Raw genomic sequence first — 18,579 nt, 5'->3', positions numbered from 1 at the left:
AATGCCGCCGGAATTGGTGATCATTTCGCTCCGGAATACACAGTTTGAGGTTAGTTGAGAACGATACAGTTTGCAAATAAGCCTGGTACTAATCGAACTGATGGAGGATATTAAAAAGCTCGAAGATTTTGAATCTCGAGCTTTTTCTCTGATTATTCTAATAAAAATTAGAGAATGCTGCATTGCTCTGTGAACTTTGGTTTGTAAGTCATCTCTGCTTCCCCATGTAACTTACCCAAAGCGGTTTGGAGATAATCTTCAATCTCAGGTTGATTGCTTATTTCCTCTTTGCATGCGAGCATAAATACCTCTTTGAATTGCTCGAGTTCCGTTCGGGTGACTGATTGTTCGATGTAATCATGAGATCTTATTCTTAATGTTCGAATTTGTGCTGCTTGTTCCACCGTACGAAGTAATTGATGATGTCTCCAGGTTCCAACTAAAGTATGTGGTAATATCACCATATCAAGATTGTTTCCCCGATTTATAGAGAAATGTTCAATTCCTTCAGGTGATTCAGCATAAATTGATAAGTCACCACCTTCTCTATAAATTCCTATCATACAGACTTCATCAGTTATTAAATGATCATGATTGATGATCGAACGTTTACTGCTTAATTTTTCTGTTCTGCTACGCATGGATAACTCCTATTTTACAATTATTTAATAAATTCATCGCTTCAATATGAATAATTTTTGATCTTATTGAATTGATAAGTGTCATTTTATCGATGAATAATTAGCGTATTCTTAAAATTCTTAATGAAATTTTAATAATGAGTATTAAAATTCTGGAGGATGAGCGCTGATGTAGATGATCAACTTATATGGGGAAGTGGCGTTTTTTAGTCCGCTGCTTCTTGGAAGTTTATGTAATCCTTTAGGGCCTAAAGTGTTACCTTTGTCTCCAGTATAATTTGTAACCGATGTCTTCGGAATAGACCCATTTTAGATGAACATCAAAATCTAGAGTATATTAAAAAATTAATTAGTTTTGTAACTCTTAAACTTAACGTTCGACCAGGTAAGTATCTTAAGAAAACAGTCGATCTTTTTTCCATGCCTGGTCTATTAATTCTAAGCCATGAATCAAAAGAACAAGTTGAAAGTGATTATAATTTAGTTAGGAAATTGGAGCAAAAAGGATTATTCGTTCTGGCTGCTAGCCAGGAGTCTAAAACCACTAAAATTTAATAAGCGAAAGGTAATATGCAAATAATTAAATCATCATTATTTACTGGCGATTTTACATGGCAAGCATTAGATATTGCTCAAATATCTGATGCGAGCATTAGACTGCATTGGGCGGATCAACCATATATTTGGCATAAGAATGATGGGGATGAGGTTTTTGTTGTGCTGTCTGGAAAAGTGATTATGCACTACCGTGAGGGTGGTGTAGAAAATCAAAAAGAATTAAATAGTGGGGACATATGTTATTTGAAAGAAGGATGTGAGCATGTAGCTTATCCAAAAGGGGCTGCAAGAATACTTGTCATAGAGAAAGCTGGTAGTATTTAAAAATTGATTTATGTTTTCAGGTAATCTCCAAAAAAGGATATTTATTGATGAATGACTCTGCAGGCAAGTTAAAAACTCCTAAATCTAAAAAATTAAGAGGCAAGCTAGGGGAATATCTCAAAGAGCTTTCTGCACTGCCGATTAAGCATGGTTTAGAATTAGCCATCAAGCAAATTAAAAGATCTGATATTGTTGTATCCAGGAATCAAGGGCGGAACTATGGAAAATTGTTTGATGATGCGAAGTGAAGAAAAAAATTATCTACATACTTCTGACCTCATGTTGTTTGGGGGAATATTTATTTCTAAATGACTGTTATGTGTATTAAACATAGAGGTATTTAATGCATGACTATTCAATAATGAGATAGTTTGGAGCGATATTAAAACAATGAAAAAAATTCATGTTCCTTCTGCTAAAAAGCAAGGAGGCTTGCTTGATAGATTTGAATTATTATCAAAAGTAACTATGCTACTTTTGAGATTTGAACTCTATGCGACGGGTTGGGAAGGTCAAGTTTAACTTATTGATTTTAAAATTAAATTGGTGGCCCACTAGGGCTTGAACCTAGGACCAACGGATTATGGGCCCCTCAATGCTAAAATAAGCAATTGATTATATTGTAATTTTTATCGAAGGAATTCACTACAAATATTAGTTGTTTTAGAAATTTGACCGAATAATGACATTATTTAAGTTCTCTTTGATAAAATTCCATTGCTCAAATACTTGTGCTTGCAGATGCGGATTTGTTTGAATTTCTAGCTCCTTGGCATTTTCTTTGGTGTAGAATACATTCAAAACCAGGAACTCATCACGATTTGCAAAGGCGTTATCCATAGATACTATATTCCTTTTTGCATCATCGACGAAAAGGATAGTTTTAATATCTTGTTTTGTATTAGCTAGAATACAAAGTAGGGCTTCACCTTTGTCCTCTCCATCAAGAAACATAATACCTTGCTGATAAATTACTTCTCGACTAAATTGTGGGCAATGAAAATTACCAGCTACCGATGTTTTATTGTTGTTTAATTTTAATCCTTTTTTTCTGAATAATAATTTATCATCTATCGTGAATTGATTATCTTTAAGTTGCATCAGTGTGGCACTTAAATGTTCTTTTCCACGCGCGGTTAATCCCATGAGGGTTGTGCCTTGATTTGCAGCGTCTTTTAGAAAGGGCAGTACATATTCATCGGTTACTTCCATTTTAACCAATTGAAATAAAATATTTTGGACGCGCACTAATTGTTGATAATCTTTAGTGAATAATTTATCTGAACCTCCTCCTTGTTTCTGTAATTCATGTTGCCAGTCCCACCAACCAACACTGCCTAAGGGCTGAGTCATGGTAATTAATGTGTCATCCAAATCAAACACCATTAAAGTGGTCTTCGGATCTGTTCCTAACTTCTTATACTGTGCCGCAATCTTTGCAAAAGTATCGGTCTGATAATGAATTACTTCAGCAAAAACGGGGTTAAGTAACAATAAATAAATGAAAATTATTATAAAACGCATGATAGCTCCTGGTTATTGTATATCAAGCGTTAATGGTATAGATTAGCCAATTAATTGATTAGACCAAATAATATAAACTCATTGTTCGCTATGATAAACAATTCACTTAATCTAAATGATTTGGCAATTTTTGCATTAGTAGTAAAAAAGCGAAGCTTCACTCAAGCCGCATTGGAGGCTGGGATTTCCAAAGCATGGGTCAGTCAAAAAATCTCTCAGTTAGAGGGTAAGCTTGATATAAAATTACTTAACAGAACCACGCGTTCTTTAAGTCTTACTTTAGGTGGTGAAATCTTATTTGAACATTGCCAAACCATGCTGAAAGAAGTGATTCATGCTGAAAATCATTTGCGGGAATACGCTAAGGCACCCTCTGGAAAGCTGGTTATTACCTGTCCTGAGATTTCAGGTTTAGATTTATTTCCTACCTTATTGCATCAGTTTAAATTACTTTATCCTCAAATTAAGATTCGTTTAATTATTACCGATCAATTTGTGGATTTAACACAGCAGGGCATTGATTTTGCCTTTAGAACCGGGAAATTGACTGACTCGGGATTGGTATCCCGCTATATTGGAGCAGTACCACGATGTTTAGTCGCCTCCCCTGAATATTTATCTAATAATTCACCAATCAAAAATCCAGCGGATTTGTTTAATCATCAGCTGCTAAAACATAGCTCCTTGCCTGATTGGCTTTTAAAAAAGGAGGAAGAGGTATTTAAAATACATGTTAAAAATCCTGTAATAGAAAGTAATTCCTTAATTTTTTTGCATAAAATATCATGCCTTCATCATGGTATTGCCTTTCTGCCTTACTATTTATGTTCAGATGCTTTGAAACACAAAACGTTGGTTAAGGTATTACCTGATTGGCTTAATGTGGATAATGAGTATTATATGGTATATCACAAAGAAAAAAGCGTTCTTTATATACATCAATTGTTTAAAGATTTTATATTGCAATCTGATTTAAACAAAATGATTTCAAATTAGGTGCGAATAGACCCAAAAATCAAGAAATACATTTTGCCTATGTCGGATTTTGTTTGTGTGTTAATGGAACGCAGAGGCCGAAATAAAACCAGTGAATTTGTATTCCCAGATGAAAGTAGAACCGGTTATATTTATGAACCTCAAAAGGCGGTGAATAGGGTAGTGGAGTTATATGGCGTTCCATTTACCAAGCATGATTTTCGTAGAACTTTTGTGACTATCGCAGATAGCCTTGATTTACCTGCTGATGCCTTGAAGCGATTAGTCAACCATAAAATGAATAATGATGTTACAGCGGGATATATCATGAAAGATGTTGAGCGGTTGCGTAAGCCGATGCAACAGGTTGCTAATTTTATACTTGAGCATATGATGGAAACAGCGGAGTTAAGTTGATTATATTTGACGTAGCTAACTATTATTACAAACATTATCCTGTTGAAGCCTTCTGGAACTTTTGAAATAATTTGTCAGCACGTTGCAAAATGATGCTGGTAAAGGGGCTGGCGGTTATGTTCTTTTGAATTTTGCTAATTAGATTCAAGACTTCTTTACGCACTAAGGCACCCGATAAACGAGCCTCCTCTGCCATTTGTATAAAGTGGCGTGGAAATAGGCCATCAAAATCATATTTACTTCCAACTTTCATCGCCATTTTACTGGCAAGATTAGGATAATATACGGTTGAAATCAGATCGTAGAAAGGTGCTAAACGAACTTTTGAACCATGATAGAGCAAAGAGAAGTTTTTGCTATGTGCATCATTGTTGCCAATAATGACATTAAACAGAATCCCTTGTAATAATTCTTTTATGTCAAGGACAGGGAGGCTTGATATCTCTCTTATCAAACCAAAGCACTCACTAATTTGGGGGCCGCCTTCTCGCTGATATTTCATTTCAGGGCTAATGCCCATTGCCTGACAAAAATCTTCTTGATGAAGACGTTGGATTCCTTGCTTTGTCTCAACCCGATCATAACGTTTAACCAACAGATAAGGGGTACCATCAGCATAATGGATTGATGCGTCCACAGCATTTAATCCAATTTTTTGTGCCAGATTAAGGCAGAAAGATTCATTTTCAATTAAGGAGGGAAAGTCTCGATTAATTGGTTTTAAAATATGAGTACTCGGTGCACCGTTCATTGGTATTGCGAGATTTCCTTCAATAATGGCAACTGGAAGTTTATCCTGAGCTCCAGCAAGGGATAAACGAATTCCATCCTCACCGACTATCATGGGTCTTTGATGCATGGTTTGCAGGATTTCTAATACATCCTGTTTTTTGATAATTTTATAGTCTGGCTTTAGCTGAGTTATGGATGTATCTTGAGGTAATATCATCACAGCTCCGGCACACTCACCACCAATAGCTGCTAATAAGGCAAAATCATTTTTTTCACTGATACCCAATTGACGGGCAATAGCAGTACGCATATGGGCTTCAGGCAATAGTCCGCTAAAAAACGGACGGCATTGCTTCGTTGAGTAAGGGGCTTGTTGAAGGGGAAGGGAGTGTGACAACGGGAGATTTTTATTGTTTTCCAGGTAGCCTTCATCATACACAAAAGACATCTCGCCATGCGTATCGATACGTAATTGGCCTGCTAGTGTTTGGTTAAGATAGATATCAAGTTTATGATTTTTCATTTTCGAAATCAGTATGAGATAAGTTGAGTTGAATCCCAAGTACTTGTAGTACTTGCAGCATTTTTCCAATTTGGCAAGTGGGCTTTCCATTTTCCAAATCGATAATAAAACGCAATCCAGTTCCAGCAGTTAAAGCCAAATCTTTTTGGGTAACATTAAGTTCTTTACGAACTTTGCGAATATAACGTCCTATATTTTCTGGAGATTGAATCATCATTTTTCTTCTAATGTTCCCGTACGGTAATTTTATACCTTATTTGAAGAAAATTCCACAAAATGTTCCCGATCGGTAATAATATCATGTTTTTTTAGATATTAAATAAAAATGTTACCGATCGGGAATGTCGATTGAGACCCTAAAGCGGCCGTGTAAATCATGAAATAAATAATGAAAGAGGTTGAATAATTGAGGGATCGTTCAGGGTCAGATCTTGCCTTTTGCTTTTTTATTTTAAGAAGCAAAAGGCAAGATCTGACCCCTTTATGCTCCACCTAGGTAATTTGTGGTGGTGACCGCGATAGCCCAGTCCTAGTGCGGATGAACCACTTGTCCCTTTTGTCCCGTGTGTTTTTATTAGGTATGCAAATAAAATCTTATTTTGTTTATAAATTTTAGGTTGGCATCCCTGTTTGCAAGCAAACGTACTACGCCCGCTGAAAATATAATTAAACTATAATTGGAAAAATAATACATGGAAGAGGTATAAAAATGTTTCGGATTAGGAAAAAATATAATCAAAATCTAATAACCATTTCTGAAGAAGAAGCGGCTATATTAAAGGAAACTAGCGAAAAACTTCGCCTAGCACTGTCATTTGAAAGAAATTTTGAGTATCTGATTCAAAACTACTTAGATTATGAAAACACAATAGCTCAAAAGTCTATTGGTCAATTGGTTAATGGCCCTCAATCAATAGATGAATTTGACAGCCATATAACTGACGTTACTATAAAGCTTCTAAATCTATTATCTACTACTAAAGCTTATATTGATAAGAGTCCATCTATTTTGAAAAAACTCATGGGTGAAGCAGATTTATTTAAAATTGAATGCTCATTGCAGTATGACACAAACTTTAGTTATCGGTTTATTGACTCATTAAGAAATTATGCTCAGCATAATAATGATCCCTTATCTTCATTGATTTTAGGAGGAGAATGGGTAGAGAATGAAAATCTTAAGTACTATACAAATCCCCTTATCGATACCAAGGCACTAAGAGCTAATAAAAAATTTAGAAAAAGTGTTTTGCCAGAATATGATGTTAAATTTCATTTATCCTATTGTATAAGAAGGTATATTGAGAGCCTATCCTTAATACACAAAAAGATGAGCAGTTCTTTTAAAGCTGATTTAGATACGCTTTGTGATAAGTCGAAAAAAATTTTATCTGAAAAGGATTTTAAACTGGAAGAAGAATTTATATTTCTTTATGAGAATGGGGAATATCAATCGATATGTTTAAAGATGGATAAGTATTTAAAATTTAATAAAAAGCATTCTCGACTTAGCAATATTAGTAATCAGTGTGTTAGTACCTGTGTTAAGAATCAAGAGAAAAAGGTCATAAAAGATTTGGATAAAATTCCATTTAACTCAACTGAAGCAGAAAAGAAATATTTTATTAGCATGAGAAGTAATCATGGAGAGACTATTGCAAGTGACCTTGAACTAAATACTTTACCGGAAGATTGTAAAAATTATTTTAAGTCCCTGATAAATAATTACTAGCTTAGAAGTGTTTGAAGTCATTTATTAATAATTTTGGGGCTCTACCCCAGCAAAAGGGGCACTTTAATTAAATTAGTCTAGACTAAGTCCTTGATTTAGCGATCAAAAGGAAATTAAAGTGCCGAAATATAATCTTATCCTAAATTTACCTGGATTTTCTATAGTAAAAGTGAGTGGATATCAGCCACTTATATTAGACCTTACCTACAATCGTTTGCCCAGGTGTGCCCATTGCACCAGCAAAGCAGTTCGGGCGTATAAGCTTTACTGTAATACGTGTAATCGGTACGGTAATCAACAGTTCCCTGGTATTAATAAACATCAGAGGTCTACCTGGCGTTTACAGGCTGCCGTGTTTCATGAACATACTCATGGTATTTCTCAAAAAGAGCTTGCAAACCGATTTAACAAGGGAAAAGCGACTATTGAGCGTTGGTATCATCGCCATTATCAGGAACAAGCAAGGGAGCTCATGAATACCCCTTGTCCCGTTGTGCTTGGTATCGATGAACACTTCTTTAGCCGAAAATAGGGATTAATTAATGATTCTCGTAGCGCTTTTAGTAGGGAGGAACGCTTAAGTTAAATAAAACTTATTTGCAGTTTTTTTGTTTAAAATAATCTTCAAATGATAAGACATTATCAGAGAGTGCTTCAGCAATTACTGCTTCAATTTCGTTAAAATTTAGATCTCCAACATCAATATCAAATGGAAATCTCCATAATTGGCTATTGGTTTGTCGATATTTGCTAATAGTATACTTAATCGTTTGTTCATCTAAATTAGCATAGCGAGATAGCCAAGTACTAAATAATATTTCAGTTGGAAATATGTAGTCTTTATCTTGTTTACGTTTTCTCGGGGTGTCGTTGTGTCTTAAATCGCTAATAAATAATTCTTCTTCAGTTGGGATGTCATCTTCCCAACGATACTGTTCATATTGGAGATTCATCAGAGCATCATTGATATGCGCTTGTACTGAGCGATCGCCTCGAGGAACAAATGCATATTCATGGTGATTTTCTAAGAATGATTCCATGCTTGCATTTAATAATGTTTCATCTTGTCCTCCCATATTAATAACAGCGATAATATGAAGACTAAATCGGTCATGAAATTGTTCAAGGAAATGTTGAATGTTTCCCTTTTTTGATCCCCAAAAAATCATACAGAAACGTGAATCGGTATCCATTGCTAGTAAGACATTTCTGTGACCAAATTTTTTAACATGAACCATCCAGTGCCACTGTTGGTGGTTATGCAAGACAGGTTCTTCAGCAAGCTCTCTCTGTGGCGTTGGTGACATTAGAGATAGTTTGTTACCTTTACGAATAGTTGTGAAAAAATCTGAGGCTGCTTTAGTACAGTTGAAAATTAACATAAGAAAGTACTTTTATTGATTTGGGTTTGAGATTAACAAATAGTAATGTCTACTTATTTTTTTGTCTACATTGTGTCTACATGACTTTTTTGAACTTTCGGCAAATTCTAACTAGAAGTGCGACAGACAAAAATGCTGTATATTCAAGTTGTTGAGTACGAGAATACCAAAGCAAAGGAGTCTGTCACATGAGGGATTATACTCATTTAACGAAGAATGATCGACAACGACTATATACCTATCTCGATATGGGTTTATCGATAAGAGCGATATCGAAAAAATTATTAAGGCATCCCTCTACATTAAGACCGTACAGGGTCAGATCTTGCCCTTTGTCTTTATCCATAAATGACAGCACGTTTGGGATTAATTCTTGATAATTATTTCCCGATGTATTAATTTTCTTTCAAAAGGAATTAAGTAAGTCCAGGATTAGCGATGGTAAGACCTTTGCGCATTGAGTTTGCTGGTGGGCTCTATCATATTACCAGTCGAGGGAATAGAAAAGAAGCGATCTATTTATCAGATGAAGACAGAGAGAACTTTTTATCTGTTTTGGGTGATGCTTGTTTAAAATACCAGTGGCTATGCCATTCGTATTGTCTGATGACAAATCATTACCATTTACTTATTGAAACACCGCTTGGTAATCTATCAAAAGGAATGCGCTATCTAAACGGGGTGTACACTCAGAAATTTAATAAATCACACAAGCGGATTGGGCACGTCCTGCAAGGTCGTTATAAATCTATATTGGTTGAGAAAGACAGCTATCTATTGGAATTGTCGCGTTACATCGTATTAAATCCTGTTAGGGCAGGGATGGTTGAAAAGGCAGATGAGTGGTCTTGGAGTAGTTATTTGGCAACGAGTGGTAGAGTACCAATTCCTTCATGGCTTACAGTTGACTGGCTTTTGTCATCATTTGGTTCTATAAAATCAGAGGCACTAATAAACTATGGACAATTCGTTGATGCTGGCTTAAGTAAGAAAAGTCCGTGGATTGATTTAAAGCATCAAATATATCTTGGTTCGGATGAGTTTATTTCCAGAGTAGTGAGCTATGTTGACTCTACAGTTGATTTAACAGATATTTCCAGGGCTCATGTGCCTGATTTAGTTAAAGGCTTTACAATTGAAGAATATGAACGAATGTCAGGCAATCGAGATGAGGCAATATATAGTTCATATAAAAGTGGATTGTATTCTATGAAAGAAATTGGAAAATATTTTGGGCTTCATTACTCAAGAATTAGCAGAATTATAAAACAACATTATATACAAGAGGCAAAGGGCAAGATCTGACCCTGAACGACTTTTATGACCCTGAACGACTTTTATCAAGATTATTAATAATCCTAAGCTCTGCGAGTCGAAGCGAAATTTTGCGCTGCAGGCGTTAAGCTCATGGATGGTTGGCTTGTTGGAGAAAAGCCTTGACGGATGCAGGAAGATTGATGAGGGGTATGTGTTTTTACGCAGTTAGTTTAAGGACTTGAAAGATACCAAACAGCTTTCGACTTTTAAGGTTATCATGGATCTTTGTAGTGTTTCGTCAACGAATAATCTGACACCCTCCAGTGCTTTGGGGAATTGATTTGTTGGGTCAATGACCCAATCTACCCAGGTCTAATATGCCCTGCTCTATGAATTGAAATCAAAATGAGCTATATGTTATGATTTGTAACAAATGTTTCAAATTTATTAAATTATGCTATTTGATGCTGACACGCCTGAAGATGTTTTATTCGAAATTTTTAGAAAATTACCTCCTGCAAAACTTATGCTATTCATTAGTGCGGCTAAAAAGCCTTTAAAAGCCCACCGTGCGGCTTTAAATGCATTATGGAGCCTGGAGGGAGGAGAGGCGGAAGAGTTTCAGCATAAATTATTAAAATTCGGTCGACGTTTTCCTAGTGCATGTAGGCCAGACAGGAAGAATGTTTTTTTAAGGCTGATTAATGCTCCTTATGCTATAAAACTGGCAGGGCTTGATTGGTTGCTAAGTCCGTCACAGCGAGAGCAGGCAAATCATAGAGTCAAATTGCATGCATTATTGCCAAAAATTGAAACACAGGAAAATATAAGAACGTTAAAAAAGTTTGCGTGGGTATTGACGATCGAGCAGCGCGATGAACTCATTAAAACTATAATGACGCCAAAATATGAGGGGGAACATTTTACCCCTCGGGCGCCAGAAATGCTTTACGGAATTGCTCCGTATTTGAATTCCACACAACTTAATCTTTTTATCACACCTTTATTGGAGCATATGATTAGTTCTAAGGAGGATTTACGTTTTACTGCATTATCTCTAATCAAGATTTTGGCACCTCATTTCAGCGTTGCACAGTTTGCTAATTTTTGGCAGCCTATGCTGGATAGTTTAGCCCATAAAGATTTTCGCATTCGTATGACAGCGGTGAAAACATTTCTATGTTTGGTACCTTATTTAACTTCTAAGCAGCTCAGTGAATGTATACCTGTAATATTAAATGGTATCATGGAAGATGATATTTTTATTTTCGAGTCAGCTAGCACAATATTAATGAGTGTTGCTGCCCAATTAAATTATGAGCAGTTAAGTATATTTATCGAGCCGACAGTAAAGCGTTTGACTCATAGAAATCTGCTGATCTGCAATTTAAGCAGAGAAATTCTTAAGGCTATAGTGCCTTATTTGTCTTCCAAGCAACGTGCAGATTTAATGCAAAGAGTATTAAGCAGTCATGGAGATGCATCTGGAAATATCCCTATTCGTATCATAGCACTATTGATTGATTTGGCATACTATTTGAATCCTGATCAATTAAAAGAATTTATGGCGCCTTTGGCAGGGTATTTGGCTTCTGATTTTAAAGTAAGCGCCCACCAGTTAATAAGTTACCCCAATATAGTTCCTTATTTAGGCGTTGAAAACCTTGGTTTATTGCTAATATCTCTAAAAGATAAACTTACCTATACTGACGGTATAGGAGGGGGACATGTCGCCTTATTACTCAAGCAAATTGGACCACATGTCAGCCCCGAGAAGCTAAATCCTTTAATAAAGCCAATACTTACTGGTTTAGCTAGTGATGATATACACATACATTTTTCTATGTTGGCCATATTAAGAATATTAATACCTTATTTTGGAGCCAAGCAGGTTGAAGTATTTATACCTTATATTCTTCAGAATTTAATCCATGTCAATTTTAATGAACGTGACATGGCACGTAATTTATTTGTAATTTTAGCTCCTTACTTAAGAGAACATTGCCATCAGCAACCTGATGTTTTTGTGCAACCTGTACTTGACAGGTTAGGCCGGCACAGTCGAGATGTAGATAATGGATTAAAGATACTCATTGAGATAATGCCTTATTTGAACTCAGCGCAAACTAAAACTTTCCTACCATCCGTATTAACCAATATAGCTCATGAATCTGATGAGATTAAATGTTATGCTTTAGAAGCGTTTGCGGCTATAAAGGAACCTATATCATCAGAACTCTTAAATCCTTTTATTGCACCCATATTAAATGGATTTAATCGGCATTATTACGTCCGAGAAGCATCACTCAAGGCATTTGGTTTTTTATTGCCTCGTTTAAATCACGAACAATTGAACACTGTTGCTCAGTCACTCTATAATGATTTGATGGATATCCAGGATTTGTATCGTCCTGCCCGTATAGAGGCACTTCATATTTTAACTCCCTATTTAAGTCCAGAGCAATTTGAGCCTTTTATATTGCCTCTATTAAATGACTTAGGTTCTGGGGATAAATCCATTCAGCATGATGCATCAAAAGTACTCTATGCGTTCTCTCATCGACTGACCTCACAACAGTTAATGAGTGTTATCCCTCGAGTATTGGATAGGGCAATTAAACCCATTATGGAACAATGGACGAAGTTTCCTCAACAGGTAATAGGGCAAACTCAGAAAGATGCAGAATTAACTGATAACGAAAAAGGACTGTTAAAATTCTTTATTGGAATTATGAGGACCCCTGAGTCTTCTGAAATTAAGCGTAATTTGGCGCTTCAGATACTAAGCTCGTGGATGATTGGCCTTTTGGTTAAACGTGAGCAGGGATGTAATAAGATGGATGAAGGATTAAAATTTTTAGATGAGATGTTTGAGGGAATGGAGGAAGTTTCGAGGGAGTTTTCTATGATGAATATCATGCGGGATCTTTGCTCTGTATCGGTATCTCCGGTTCATGATATTAAAAATTCAGCTGATGATTCTGTGGGATTTTCTTGTAGGTTGGGTCAATGACCCAACCTACAGTTCCGATTGAGTTAAAACCGGGCATCATGTATAATTTGTGCTGATTATTTATGAGCCTGTCCATTATGTTTTTTGTTGATGTTGCCCCTGAAGAAGCACATAAGGGAAATAAACCAGATCTTTTAACGCAATCTTTTAACACAAGACAAAATGATACTCTAAATTTGCAGGGCAATTTTTATGGTTTTTTGTAGCAGCAGAATAAAATCAAGGTTGTTATTTATAAAATCTAAACTTGAGACAGGGAGTCTGTGTCATTTTTTTGGCCATTCTTGATTTTCAAGATGAGTGTATTCCTACTGTAGTAAGACAGTATTAAATATAATTAGCCGGTTCTATTTGAAGTTATCAATGAAACGAGCTCAGGAGGCCCCCTAACAGGCAAAGTCTTTAGGAGCTCTTCTTGATTCCTAGGCTTTTTATTTATATGAGACAAAATTTTGTCAATGATATTTTTATCTTTGATACAAGCAATAATTCGAACATTACCCTGACAATGCTGACAGATTGTAATATCAATATTAAATACTCGTTTTAACCGCTCGGCCCATGACATACGATAGCGTTGATTTGGATTTGTGGTTGCAGCCGATGACTCTTCAACACTTGATTTATCGTCAGTTGTAACGTAATGGGATGGTATTTATAGTCCTGTGCCTCCAGGTTTCTATTTAGGTAAAAGCCCTGACAAGACACCTGGTAAGTAAGATAAAAGAAACCTATTAATGAAAACTTCCTTTACGTGAGAAATGCTTCATAACTGCCATTTTGAGGAGTTTCTATACGATGCGGAAACGTGCACTTGGATGGCTATGAATGGTTTCTTAATAGCCAATCTGAAGCAGAGGACCAATAATCCGTTGGTTCTTAAGTATAATCCCTTATAAAACAATAAGTTAAATTTGTATTGGTTTGGAATTATGTGATTTAAGTCACGCAAGGTCACGCAAATATTTTTGAACTAAAATAGGAGTTAGATCGTAACTCATTGATTTTATATATAAATTGGTGGGCCCACTAGGACTTGAACCTGGGACCAACGGATTATGAGTCTGTAAAATAGGGGTTTTATCTACTTTTACCAATTTTTAATTTCTTTTAAAAATCCTTTAAAATCAACGATATTTAGCCATTTTTAATTTTATTGACAAATATTTGGTTTTAAATAAACTGTCTACATGGCGTCTACATGGAATTTTAGGGGTAAAAATGGCAGCAACCGAAAATGGAATCAAATTAACCAAAACCATCGTTGATAAACTCGAACATATCCCCGGTAAAACCCAAACGTTTTATCGTGATAATGATTTAAAAGGCTTTGCTTTAAGAATTACCTCAGGTGGCGTCAAAAGCTTCATTGTTGAAACCAGAATCAACGGTAAGGTTAAAAGAGTGACCTTAGGCAAATACGGCAATTTGACGGTTGAAGAAGCAAGAAAGCAAGCCAAGAGTCTTTTGGGAAGTGTGGCTAGGGGTGATGATCCTATCGCAGAGAAGAAAACTAAGAAAGTTCATGCCATGACCTTACAGCAAGTTCTGAATGATTATCTAAAAGCACGAAAAGATTTAAAGCCACGTACTTTAAATGATTATCAATGTGTATTGCATGAAGTTGTACCTGACTGGCTTGATAAACCATTAGTGAATATTACCCGAGAGATGATTGCTAAACGACACACCAAGCATGGCCAGGCAAATAGTAAAGCACGGGCTAACAATGCTATGAGGGTATTAAGGGCTATTTTTAATTATGCCATGTATGAATATCAAGACGGCAATGGCCATCCCATCATTACTATTAACCCAGTCAAATACCTATCGCATACCCGGGCATGGTATCGAGTAGATCGAAAACAAACAGTCATCAAACCCCATCAATTAGCTGACTGGTACAAAGCAGTCATTGTATTGGTGGAGACAGACAACTACCGCAATGCCTTACTGTGGCATGATTATTTTTTATTGCTCTTATTCACCGGTATGCGAAAAATGGAAGCAGCCTCTTTGCGATGGAAGGATATTGATTTCAAATCCAAAACAATCACCCTTCAAGACACCAAAAACCATGAAATACACACATTACCTATGTCTGATTTTGTCTATGAGCTAATGGAACGCAGAAGTCGGAATAAAACCAGTGAGTTTGTATTCCCAGCGGAAAGTAAAACCGGTTATATCTATGAACCTAAAAAGGCGGTGAATAGGGTAGTGGAGTTATCTGGTGTTCCATTTACTTTACATGACTTGAGAAGAACTTTTGCGACCATAGCTGATAGTCTTGATTTGCCTGCTTATGCTTTGAAGCGTTTGCTTAATCATAAAATGAATAATGATGTTACAGCAGGATATATTATGAAAGATGTGGAGCGGTTGAGGAAACCCATGCAACAAGTAGCTAATTTCATTCATCAACACATGATGTTTAGCCAGAATGAGTAATGATTATTTTGCAAATATCTCAAAATGAGATATAATTTGATTTAACAAGGATATTTATTTGCTATGCATATAATAACTAGAAGAAGAATTACAGAGGCAAAGGTATTGTTTCCTCAATGTGCATCTGCTCTTGCAGGGTGGTTGAAAGTTATCGAAGAGAATGACTTTAAAAATTTTGCTGAGTTAAAAGCTGCTTTTAACAGCATTGATAAAGTGGGTGATTTGTATGTTTTTGATATAGGGGGTAATAAACTCCGTTTAATAACAAGCATCCATTTTAATCGAAAAAAATTGTATATACGTCATATCTTGACCCATCAAGAATATGATAAAAATAAGTGGAAGGAGCGAATATGACTGCGTTAGCACACAATCATTATTTAGAAGAGACAATCCAGCATTGGAAACATATCTCTCCCGTTATTCATGATCCTCAAAATGACGATGAATATGAGAAGCTTGCCAGCATGCTCGATCAATTGTTGGATATCGTTGGTGACAATGAATCTCATGAGTTAATGGGGTTAGTTGATGTAATCAGCCATATGATAACTCATTATGATGAAAATCATGATGAGCAACTCCAAAAAGGAAGCGGTATTGATGCGTTAAAATTTCTCATGGAACAACATGGCTTGGATCAAGGTGATCTTAAAAATGAAATTGGTAGCCAGGGTGTTGTTTCTGAAATACTAAATGGAAAACGCCAACTTAATCTTTCTCATATCAAGAAATTAGCAGCACGATTTCATGTTACACCAGCTACTTTTATTGATTAATTTTAAAGCTATATGGTTTCAGATAAATGTCTCATGTTAAGAAAACTCAAAAATCTTAACATGACTACCTTTACTAAAATTCAAACAACGGTTCCTAAAGGTGCATAAAATCCTATTAATCTGTGATACCCACGGGAAATTGGAAAATATTATGTTAAAATAAAATGCACTTTGGTGTTAATGGCACTTAATGTTGGTAAATTGGTTGAGAATTACAGAAAAAGTTTTGATATTTTTAATTATCTGTGGCGTGCTATTTGCTGAATCAACTAAGCCAGTTATGGTTTTTAATTATCCTGTTGAAGCCATTTACTTGATTAATAACCCTAAAGATGGGGGTATTTCTTGGGGGCATGATTATGAAGAAGCCTGCAAAAAAATGGGGGATAAATTTTTTTGGGGTATTGTTCCTTCAAAAAATGTAAATCCTGCCTGCTACACGTTACCCTCATATAATATGATAATCGGTGCAGATACATGGTTCTGTGCAAATGGGTCAATTAGCTATTTCAATAAACCTCATAATTTTTGCGATGATTTTCCTACGTGCCCAGATCAAAGTTGGACATTTGAAACAGATAAATTGATTTGTACTCGCGAAAATAGACCTTGTATTCCTGATCCTGATAGTGTTTCTGAAGAACAATTGTTAGCGGCTGTTGCTTATGGCGAATCACATTGGAGCAATGATTATGAAGAAATGGCAGGAATTGCGAGTGCTACTTTGCGAAGAATGAAAGCTTATGGATATAAATCGGTCAGTGAACTCATTTCAAAAGATCCTAACTTTGCTTATGCAACAGCCCTTAAGACAAAAAATGAACGGTACTATAATTTGATGTGTAATATTAACAGCAATGGAGTAGAATTAGCCTATAAAGCTGCCAGGAACGCTTTGTCGAATGGGGAAGACTATTCAAATGGTGGATGTTTTTGGGATGGGGTAGATGTAAAAACAAATGGAGCATCTGCTTATAGATATAAATACGGATTTAAATTTTCAAACCCAAAACACAATGTACTTGATGTTACTGAGCCTAAACCATTCCATAAAAAAGGGAGGAATGGTAAGTATTTTAGCCATACCTATGTATCTACTGCGGGACATAATAAGACAATTTTTTGGAAATTAAGTAAAGAATTTTTAGCTACCGGGGCGAAGCAATGTATATAAAAAAAATAAGCATGTATCTAGTTTGTTTATCGATATACGGAGTATCACATGCGATGCCGCCTGTTGAAGTTATTCAATCATGTAAAAACAATAATCCAGCAAATAAATCTGTCCTTATGACTGAAATTGAAGGTATTGGCTATAATAAAGATTCAGAGCCTAATTGCAAAAATCAGTTCGATACGGAAATTGGTGGTAAACTTTATGGATCAGCAACATGTGATGATAAACCCTACTTAATCATTGCAGATCATAAGATTAAAGTGGAATCAGCTAATAATTATTCCACTAACCCAGCTATCAAGCCAACAACCGCTATTGCTCAGGTTGCAGGTTGGTGGAAGATAGTGGATTCAAAAAAGCAAACGTATATATGTATAGAATCCCCATTATCCAACACGGGTACTGCATCTAATGCCTATCAGTATTTTATTGTTGCAGATCCCTTTAATGAAAAAAAATCAAATTTTGACGTCTCATTTTATTTTTTTGAGAAAAAAGAATAATTATTTAATCAAGAAATGTGAAAGGAACTGCCCAGAGATTATCTCCAAACGACAAGCATTTATCTCCACTATATAGAACTATCCCGCTAACCCAGTTTTTATCAGCTAAACTAGCCAGTTTTCTCAAACTACGGAAATCTTGATTAAGAATAGTTTGACTTGCTTTAACTTCAATACCAATAATCTTGCGTGCATGATTCTCAAGAATAAAATCCACTTTTTTTAACACGAACATGTACTTATGTTAAAAAATCTCTGTTTTCTTAACATGATGAGTACAAGGATCTGAATAATTTATGTTAATCATTAAATCCTTTCTTGATCATTTCAAGCATCGAGAGCGCATGAACGTATTCAAGTTGAGAGTGAGTTATAGAAATAGCCAGATTATCCATTAAGATGGGATCATCAAATAACTCCTTAAGACGAATCTTAGTTTCTAGAGATAGTTCCTTAAAATCTCGCCCTAAAAGCCGACACCCGCTTAAGGTATAATCAAAGTCCTTCTCTAAAAGATCATGATGTTTTCCATTTAGCCTATCTTGATCATTGCGTATTCCGGAGGACTTGATCACTAATTCCGTTAGGCAT

Annotated in this window: 20 protein-coding genes and 4 pseudogenes; 16 read left to right on the top strand and 8 right to left on the bottom strand. The window is 35.7% G+C overall.

Translation table 11 applies throughout. The features are described 5' to 3' along the window. Positions 1-167: 167 nt before the first annotated feature. Positions 168-641 carry a hypothetical protein gene (locus tag CC34_RS0109670; RefSeq protein ID WP_027227413.1) on the bottom strand — a complete coding sequence of 158 codons (474 nt, stop codon included), beginning with the start codon at positions 639-641 and terminating at the stop codon, positions 168-170. A 420-nt stretch (positions 642-1,061) separates the two neighbouring features. Here CC34_RS0109670 and CC34_RS1000000117700 point away from each other — a divergent pair, with 420 nt between their 5' ends. From CC34_RS1000000117700 to CC34_RS1000000117695, 4 genes are all read left to right on the top strand, one after another. Beyond that, on the top strand, positions 1,062-1,196 hold the full coding sequence (locus tag CC34_RS1000000117700) for a hypothetical protein (RefSeq protein WP_258073782.1): 135 nt from the start codon (positions 1,062-1,064) through the stop codon (positions 1,194-1,196). 15 nt (positions 1,197-1,211) lie between these two features. Beyond that, positions 1,212-1,523: a cupin domain-containing protein gene (locus CC34_RS0109660; RefSeq protein WP_027227411.1), complete on the top strand. Its 312-nt coding sequence runs from the start codon at positions 1,212-1,214 to the stop codon at positions 1,521-1,523. 47 nt (positions 1,524-1,570) lie between these two features. Continuing rightward, a complete protein-coding gene (locus CC34_RS01000000116375) occupies positions 1,571-1,771 on the top strand; it encodes a hypothetical protein (protein WP_229309759.1) in 201 nt (66 codons plus the stop codon). A gap of 142 nt (positions 1,772-1,913) precedes the next feature. Next, positions 1,914-2,045 carry a hypothetical protein gene (locus CC34_RS1000000117695; RefSeq protein WP_258073780.1) on the top strand — a complete coding sequence of 44 codons (132 nt, stop codon included), beginning with the start codon at positions 1,914-1,916 and terminating at the stop codon, positions 2,043-2,045. Positions 2,046-2,186: 141 nt separating this feature from the next. On the opposite strand, the gene CC34_RS0109645 is transcribed toward CC34_RS1000000117695, so the two are convergent. Then, the gene (locus tag CC34_RS0109645) at positions 2,187-3,047 is read right to left on the bottom strand and encodes a DUF2608 domain-containing protein (protein ID WP_027227410.1); all 861 of its coding nucleotides are present in this window, start codon (positions 3,045-3,047) and stop codon (positions 2,187-2,189) included. Positions 3,048-3,137: 90 nt separating this feature from the next. Between CC34_RS0109645 and CC34_RS0109640 the strand changes: the two genes are divergently transcribed. Together CC34_RS0109640 and CC34_RS0109635 are read left to right on the top strand one after the other, a co-directional pair. Then, entirely contained in the window at positions 3,138-4,043 is a 906-nt protein-coding gene (locus tag CC34_RS0109640) for a LysR family transcriptional regulator (protein ID WP_027227409.1), read from the top strand. A 63-nt stretch (positions 4,044-4,106) separates the two neighbouring features. Next, positions 4,107-4,439 (top strand): site-specific integrase, encoded by a 333-nt coding sequence (locus CC34_RS0109635; RefSeq protein WP_229309791.1) that lies wholly within the window; start codon positions 4,107-4,109, stop codon positions 4,437-4,439. Positions 4,440-4,473: 34 nt separating this feature from the next. Here CC34_RS0109635 and CC34_RS01000000116370 read toward each other — a convergent pair whose 3' ends face one another. Both CC34_RS01000000116370 and CC34_RS0109625 read right to left on the bottom strand, forming a co-directional pair. Continuing rightward, positions 4,474-5,694 carry a type II toxin-antitoxin system HipA family toxin gene (locus CC34_RS01000000116370; RefSeq protein WP_032830191.1) on the bottom strand — a complete coding sequence of 407 codons (1,221 nt, stop codon included), beginning with the start codon at positions 5,692-5,694 and terminating at the stop codon, positions 4,474-4,476. Next, complete coding sequence (locus tag CC34_RS0109625) at positions 5,681-5,911, bottom strand: helix-turn-helix transcriptional regulator (protein WP_229309790.1); 231 nt, start codon at positions 5,909-5,911, stop codon at positions 5,681-5,683. The genes CC34_RS01000000116370 and CC34_RS0109625 overlap by 14 nt, the downstream gene beginning before the upstream one ends. Positions 5,912-6,403: 492 nt before the next feature. Here CC34_RS0109625 and CC34_RS0109620 point away from each other — a divergent pair, with 492 nt between their 5' ends. Continuing rightward, positions 6,404-7,426 (top strand): hypothetical protein, encoded by a 1,023-nt coding sequence (locus CC34_RS0109620; RefSeq protein WP_027227406.1) that lies wholly within the window; start codon positions 6,404-6,406, stop codon positions 7,424-7,426. 118 nt (positions 7,427-7,544) lie between these two features. Then, positions 7,545-7,955 (top strand): annotated as a pseudogene (locus tag CC34_RS0109615) (helix-turn-helix domain-containing protein); the annotation flags it as partial. A gap of 64 nt (positions 7,956-8,019) precedes the next feature. On the opposite strand, the gene CC34_RS0109610 reads toward CC34_RS0109615, so the two are convergent. Then, on the bottom strand, positions 8,020-8,808 hold the full coding sequence (locus CC34_RS0109610; RefSeq protein WP_027227404.1) for a DUF6933 domain-containing protein: 789 nt from the start codon (positions 8,806-8,808) through the stop codon (positions 8,020-8,022). A gap of 188 nt (positions 8,809-8,996) precedes the next feature. Here CC34_RS0109610 and CC34_RS1000000117845 point away from each other — a divergent pair. The 3 genes and pseudogenes from CC34_RS1000000117845 to CC34_RS0109600 form a co-directional block, all read left to right on the top strand. Further along, positions 8,997-9,113, top strand: a pseudogene (locus CC34_RS1000000117845) (helix-turn-helix domain-containing protein); the annotation flags it as partial. A gap of 133 nt (positions 9,114-9,246) precedes the next feature. Then, positions 9,247-10,113: a transposase gene (locus CC34_RS0109605; RefSeq protein WP_027227403.1), complete on the top strand. Its 867-nt coding sequence runs from the start codon at positions 9,247-9,249 to the stop codon at positions 10,111-10,113. Positions 10,114-10,519: 406 nt separating this feature from the next. Next, the gene (locus tag CC34_RS0109600) at positions 10,520-13,078 is read left to right on the top strand and encodes a hypothetical protein (protein ID WP_027227402.1); all 2,559 of its coding nucleotides are present in this window, start codon (positions 10,520-10,522) and stop codon (positions 13,076-13,078) included. 337 nt (positions 13,079-13,415) lie between these two features. Here the strand turns inward: CC34_RS0109600 and CC34_RS1000000117840 are convergent. Further along, a pseudogene (locus CC34_RS1000000117840) lies at positions 13,416-13,667 on the bottom strand (IS91 family transposase); the annotation flags it as partial. A 632-nt stretch (positions 13,668-14,299) separates the two neighbouring features. Here CC34_RS1000000117840 and CC34_RS0109590 point away from each other — a divergent pair. The 5 genes from CC34_RS0109590 (at position 14,300) to CC34_RS0109570 (ending at position 17,988) form a co-directional block, all read left to right on the top strand. Next, positions 14,300-15,529 carry a tyrosine-type recombinase/integrase gene (locus CC34_RS0109590; RefSeq protein ID WP_027227401.1) on the top strand — a complete coding sequence of 410 codons (1,230 nt, stop codon included), beginning with the start codon at positions 14,300-14,302 and terminating at the stop codon, positions 15,527-15,529. 63 nt (positions 15,530-15,592) lie between these two features. After that, positions 15,593-15,886, top strand: coding sequence for a type II toxin-antitoxin system HigB family toxin (locus tag CC34_RS0109585; RefSeq protein WP_027227400.1), 294 nt, complete (start codon positions 15,593-15,595; stop codon positions 15,884-15,886). After that, positions 15,883-16,308, top strand: coding sequence for a helix-turn-helix domain-containing protein (locus tag CC34_RS0109580; RefSeq protein WP_027227399.1), 426 nt, complete (start codon positions 15,883-15,885; stop codon positions 16,306-16,308). Before CC34_RS0109585 ends, CC34_RS0109580 begins: the two co-directional genes overlap by 4 nt. 205 nt (positions 16,309-16,513) lie before the next feature. Then, positions 16,514-17,482, top strand: a complete 969-nt coding sequence (locus CC34_RS0109575; RefSeq protein WP_230305071.1) for a hypothetical protein — start codon at positions 16,514-16,516, stop codon at positions 17,480-17,482. Then, positions 17,473-17,988 carry a hypothetical protein gene (locus CC34_RS0109570; RefSeq protein WP_028378943.1) on the top strand — a complete coding sequence of 172 codons (516 nt, stop codon included), beginning with the start codon at positions 17,473-17,475 and terminating at the stop codon, positions 17,986-17,988. Before CC34_RS0109575 ends, CC34_RS0109570 begins: the two co-directional genes overlap by 10 nt. A gap of 4 nt (positions 17,989-17,992) precedes the next feature. Here CC34_RS0109570 and CC34_RS0109565 read toward each other — a convergent pair whose 3' ends face one another. Then, positions 17,993-18,217: a DUF4143 domain-containing protein gene (locus tag CC34_RS0109565; protein WP_181049475.1), complete on the bottom strand. Its 225-nt coding sequence runs from the start codon at positions 18,215-18,217 to the stop codon at positions 17,993-17,995. Positions 18,218-18,287: 70 nt separating this feature from the next. After that, a pseudogene (locus tag CC34_RS01000000116365) lies at positions 18,288-18,579 on the bottom strand (hypothetical protein); the annotation flags it as partial.

The organism is Legionella pneumophila subsp. fraseri (genome assembly GCF_000586315.1).
GTDB classification, from domain to species: Bacteria; Pseudomonadota; Gammaproteobacteria; order Legionellales; family Legionellaceae; genus Legionella; species Legionella pneumophila_B.
The sequence above is the reverse complement of the archived record's forward strand: the minus strand, read 5'-3'. Positions and strand labels throughout refer to the sequence as shown.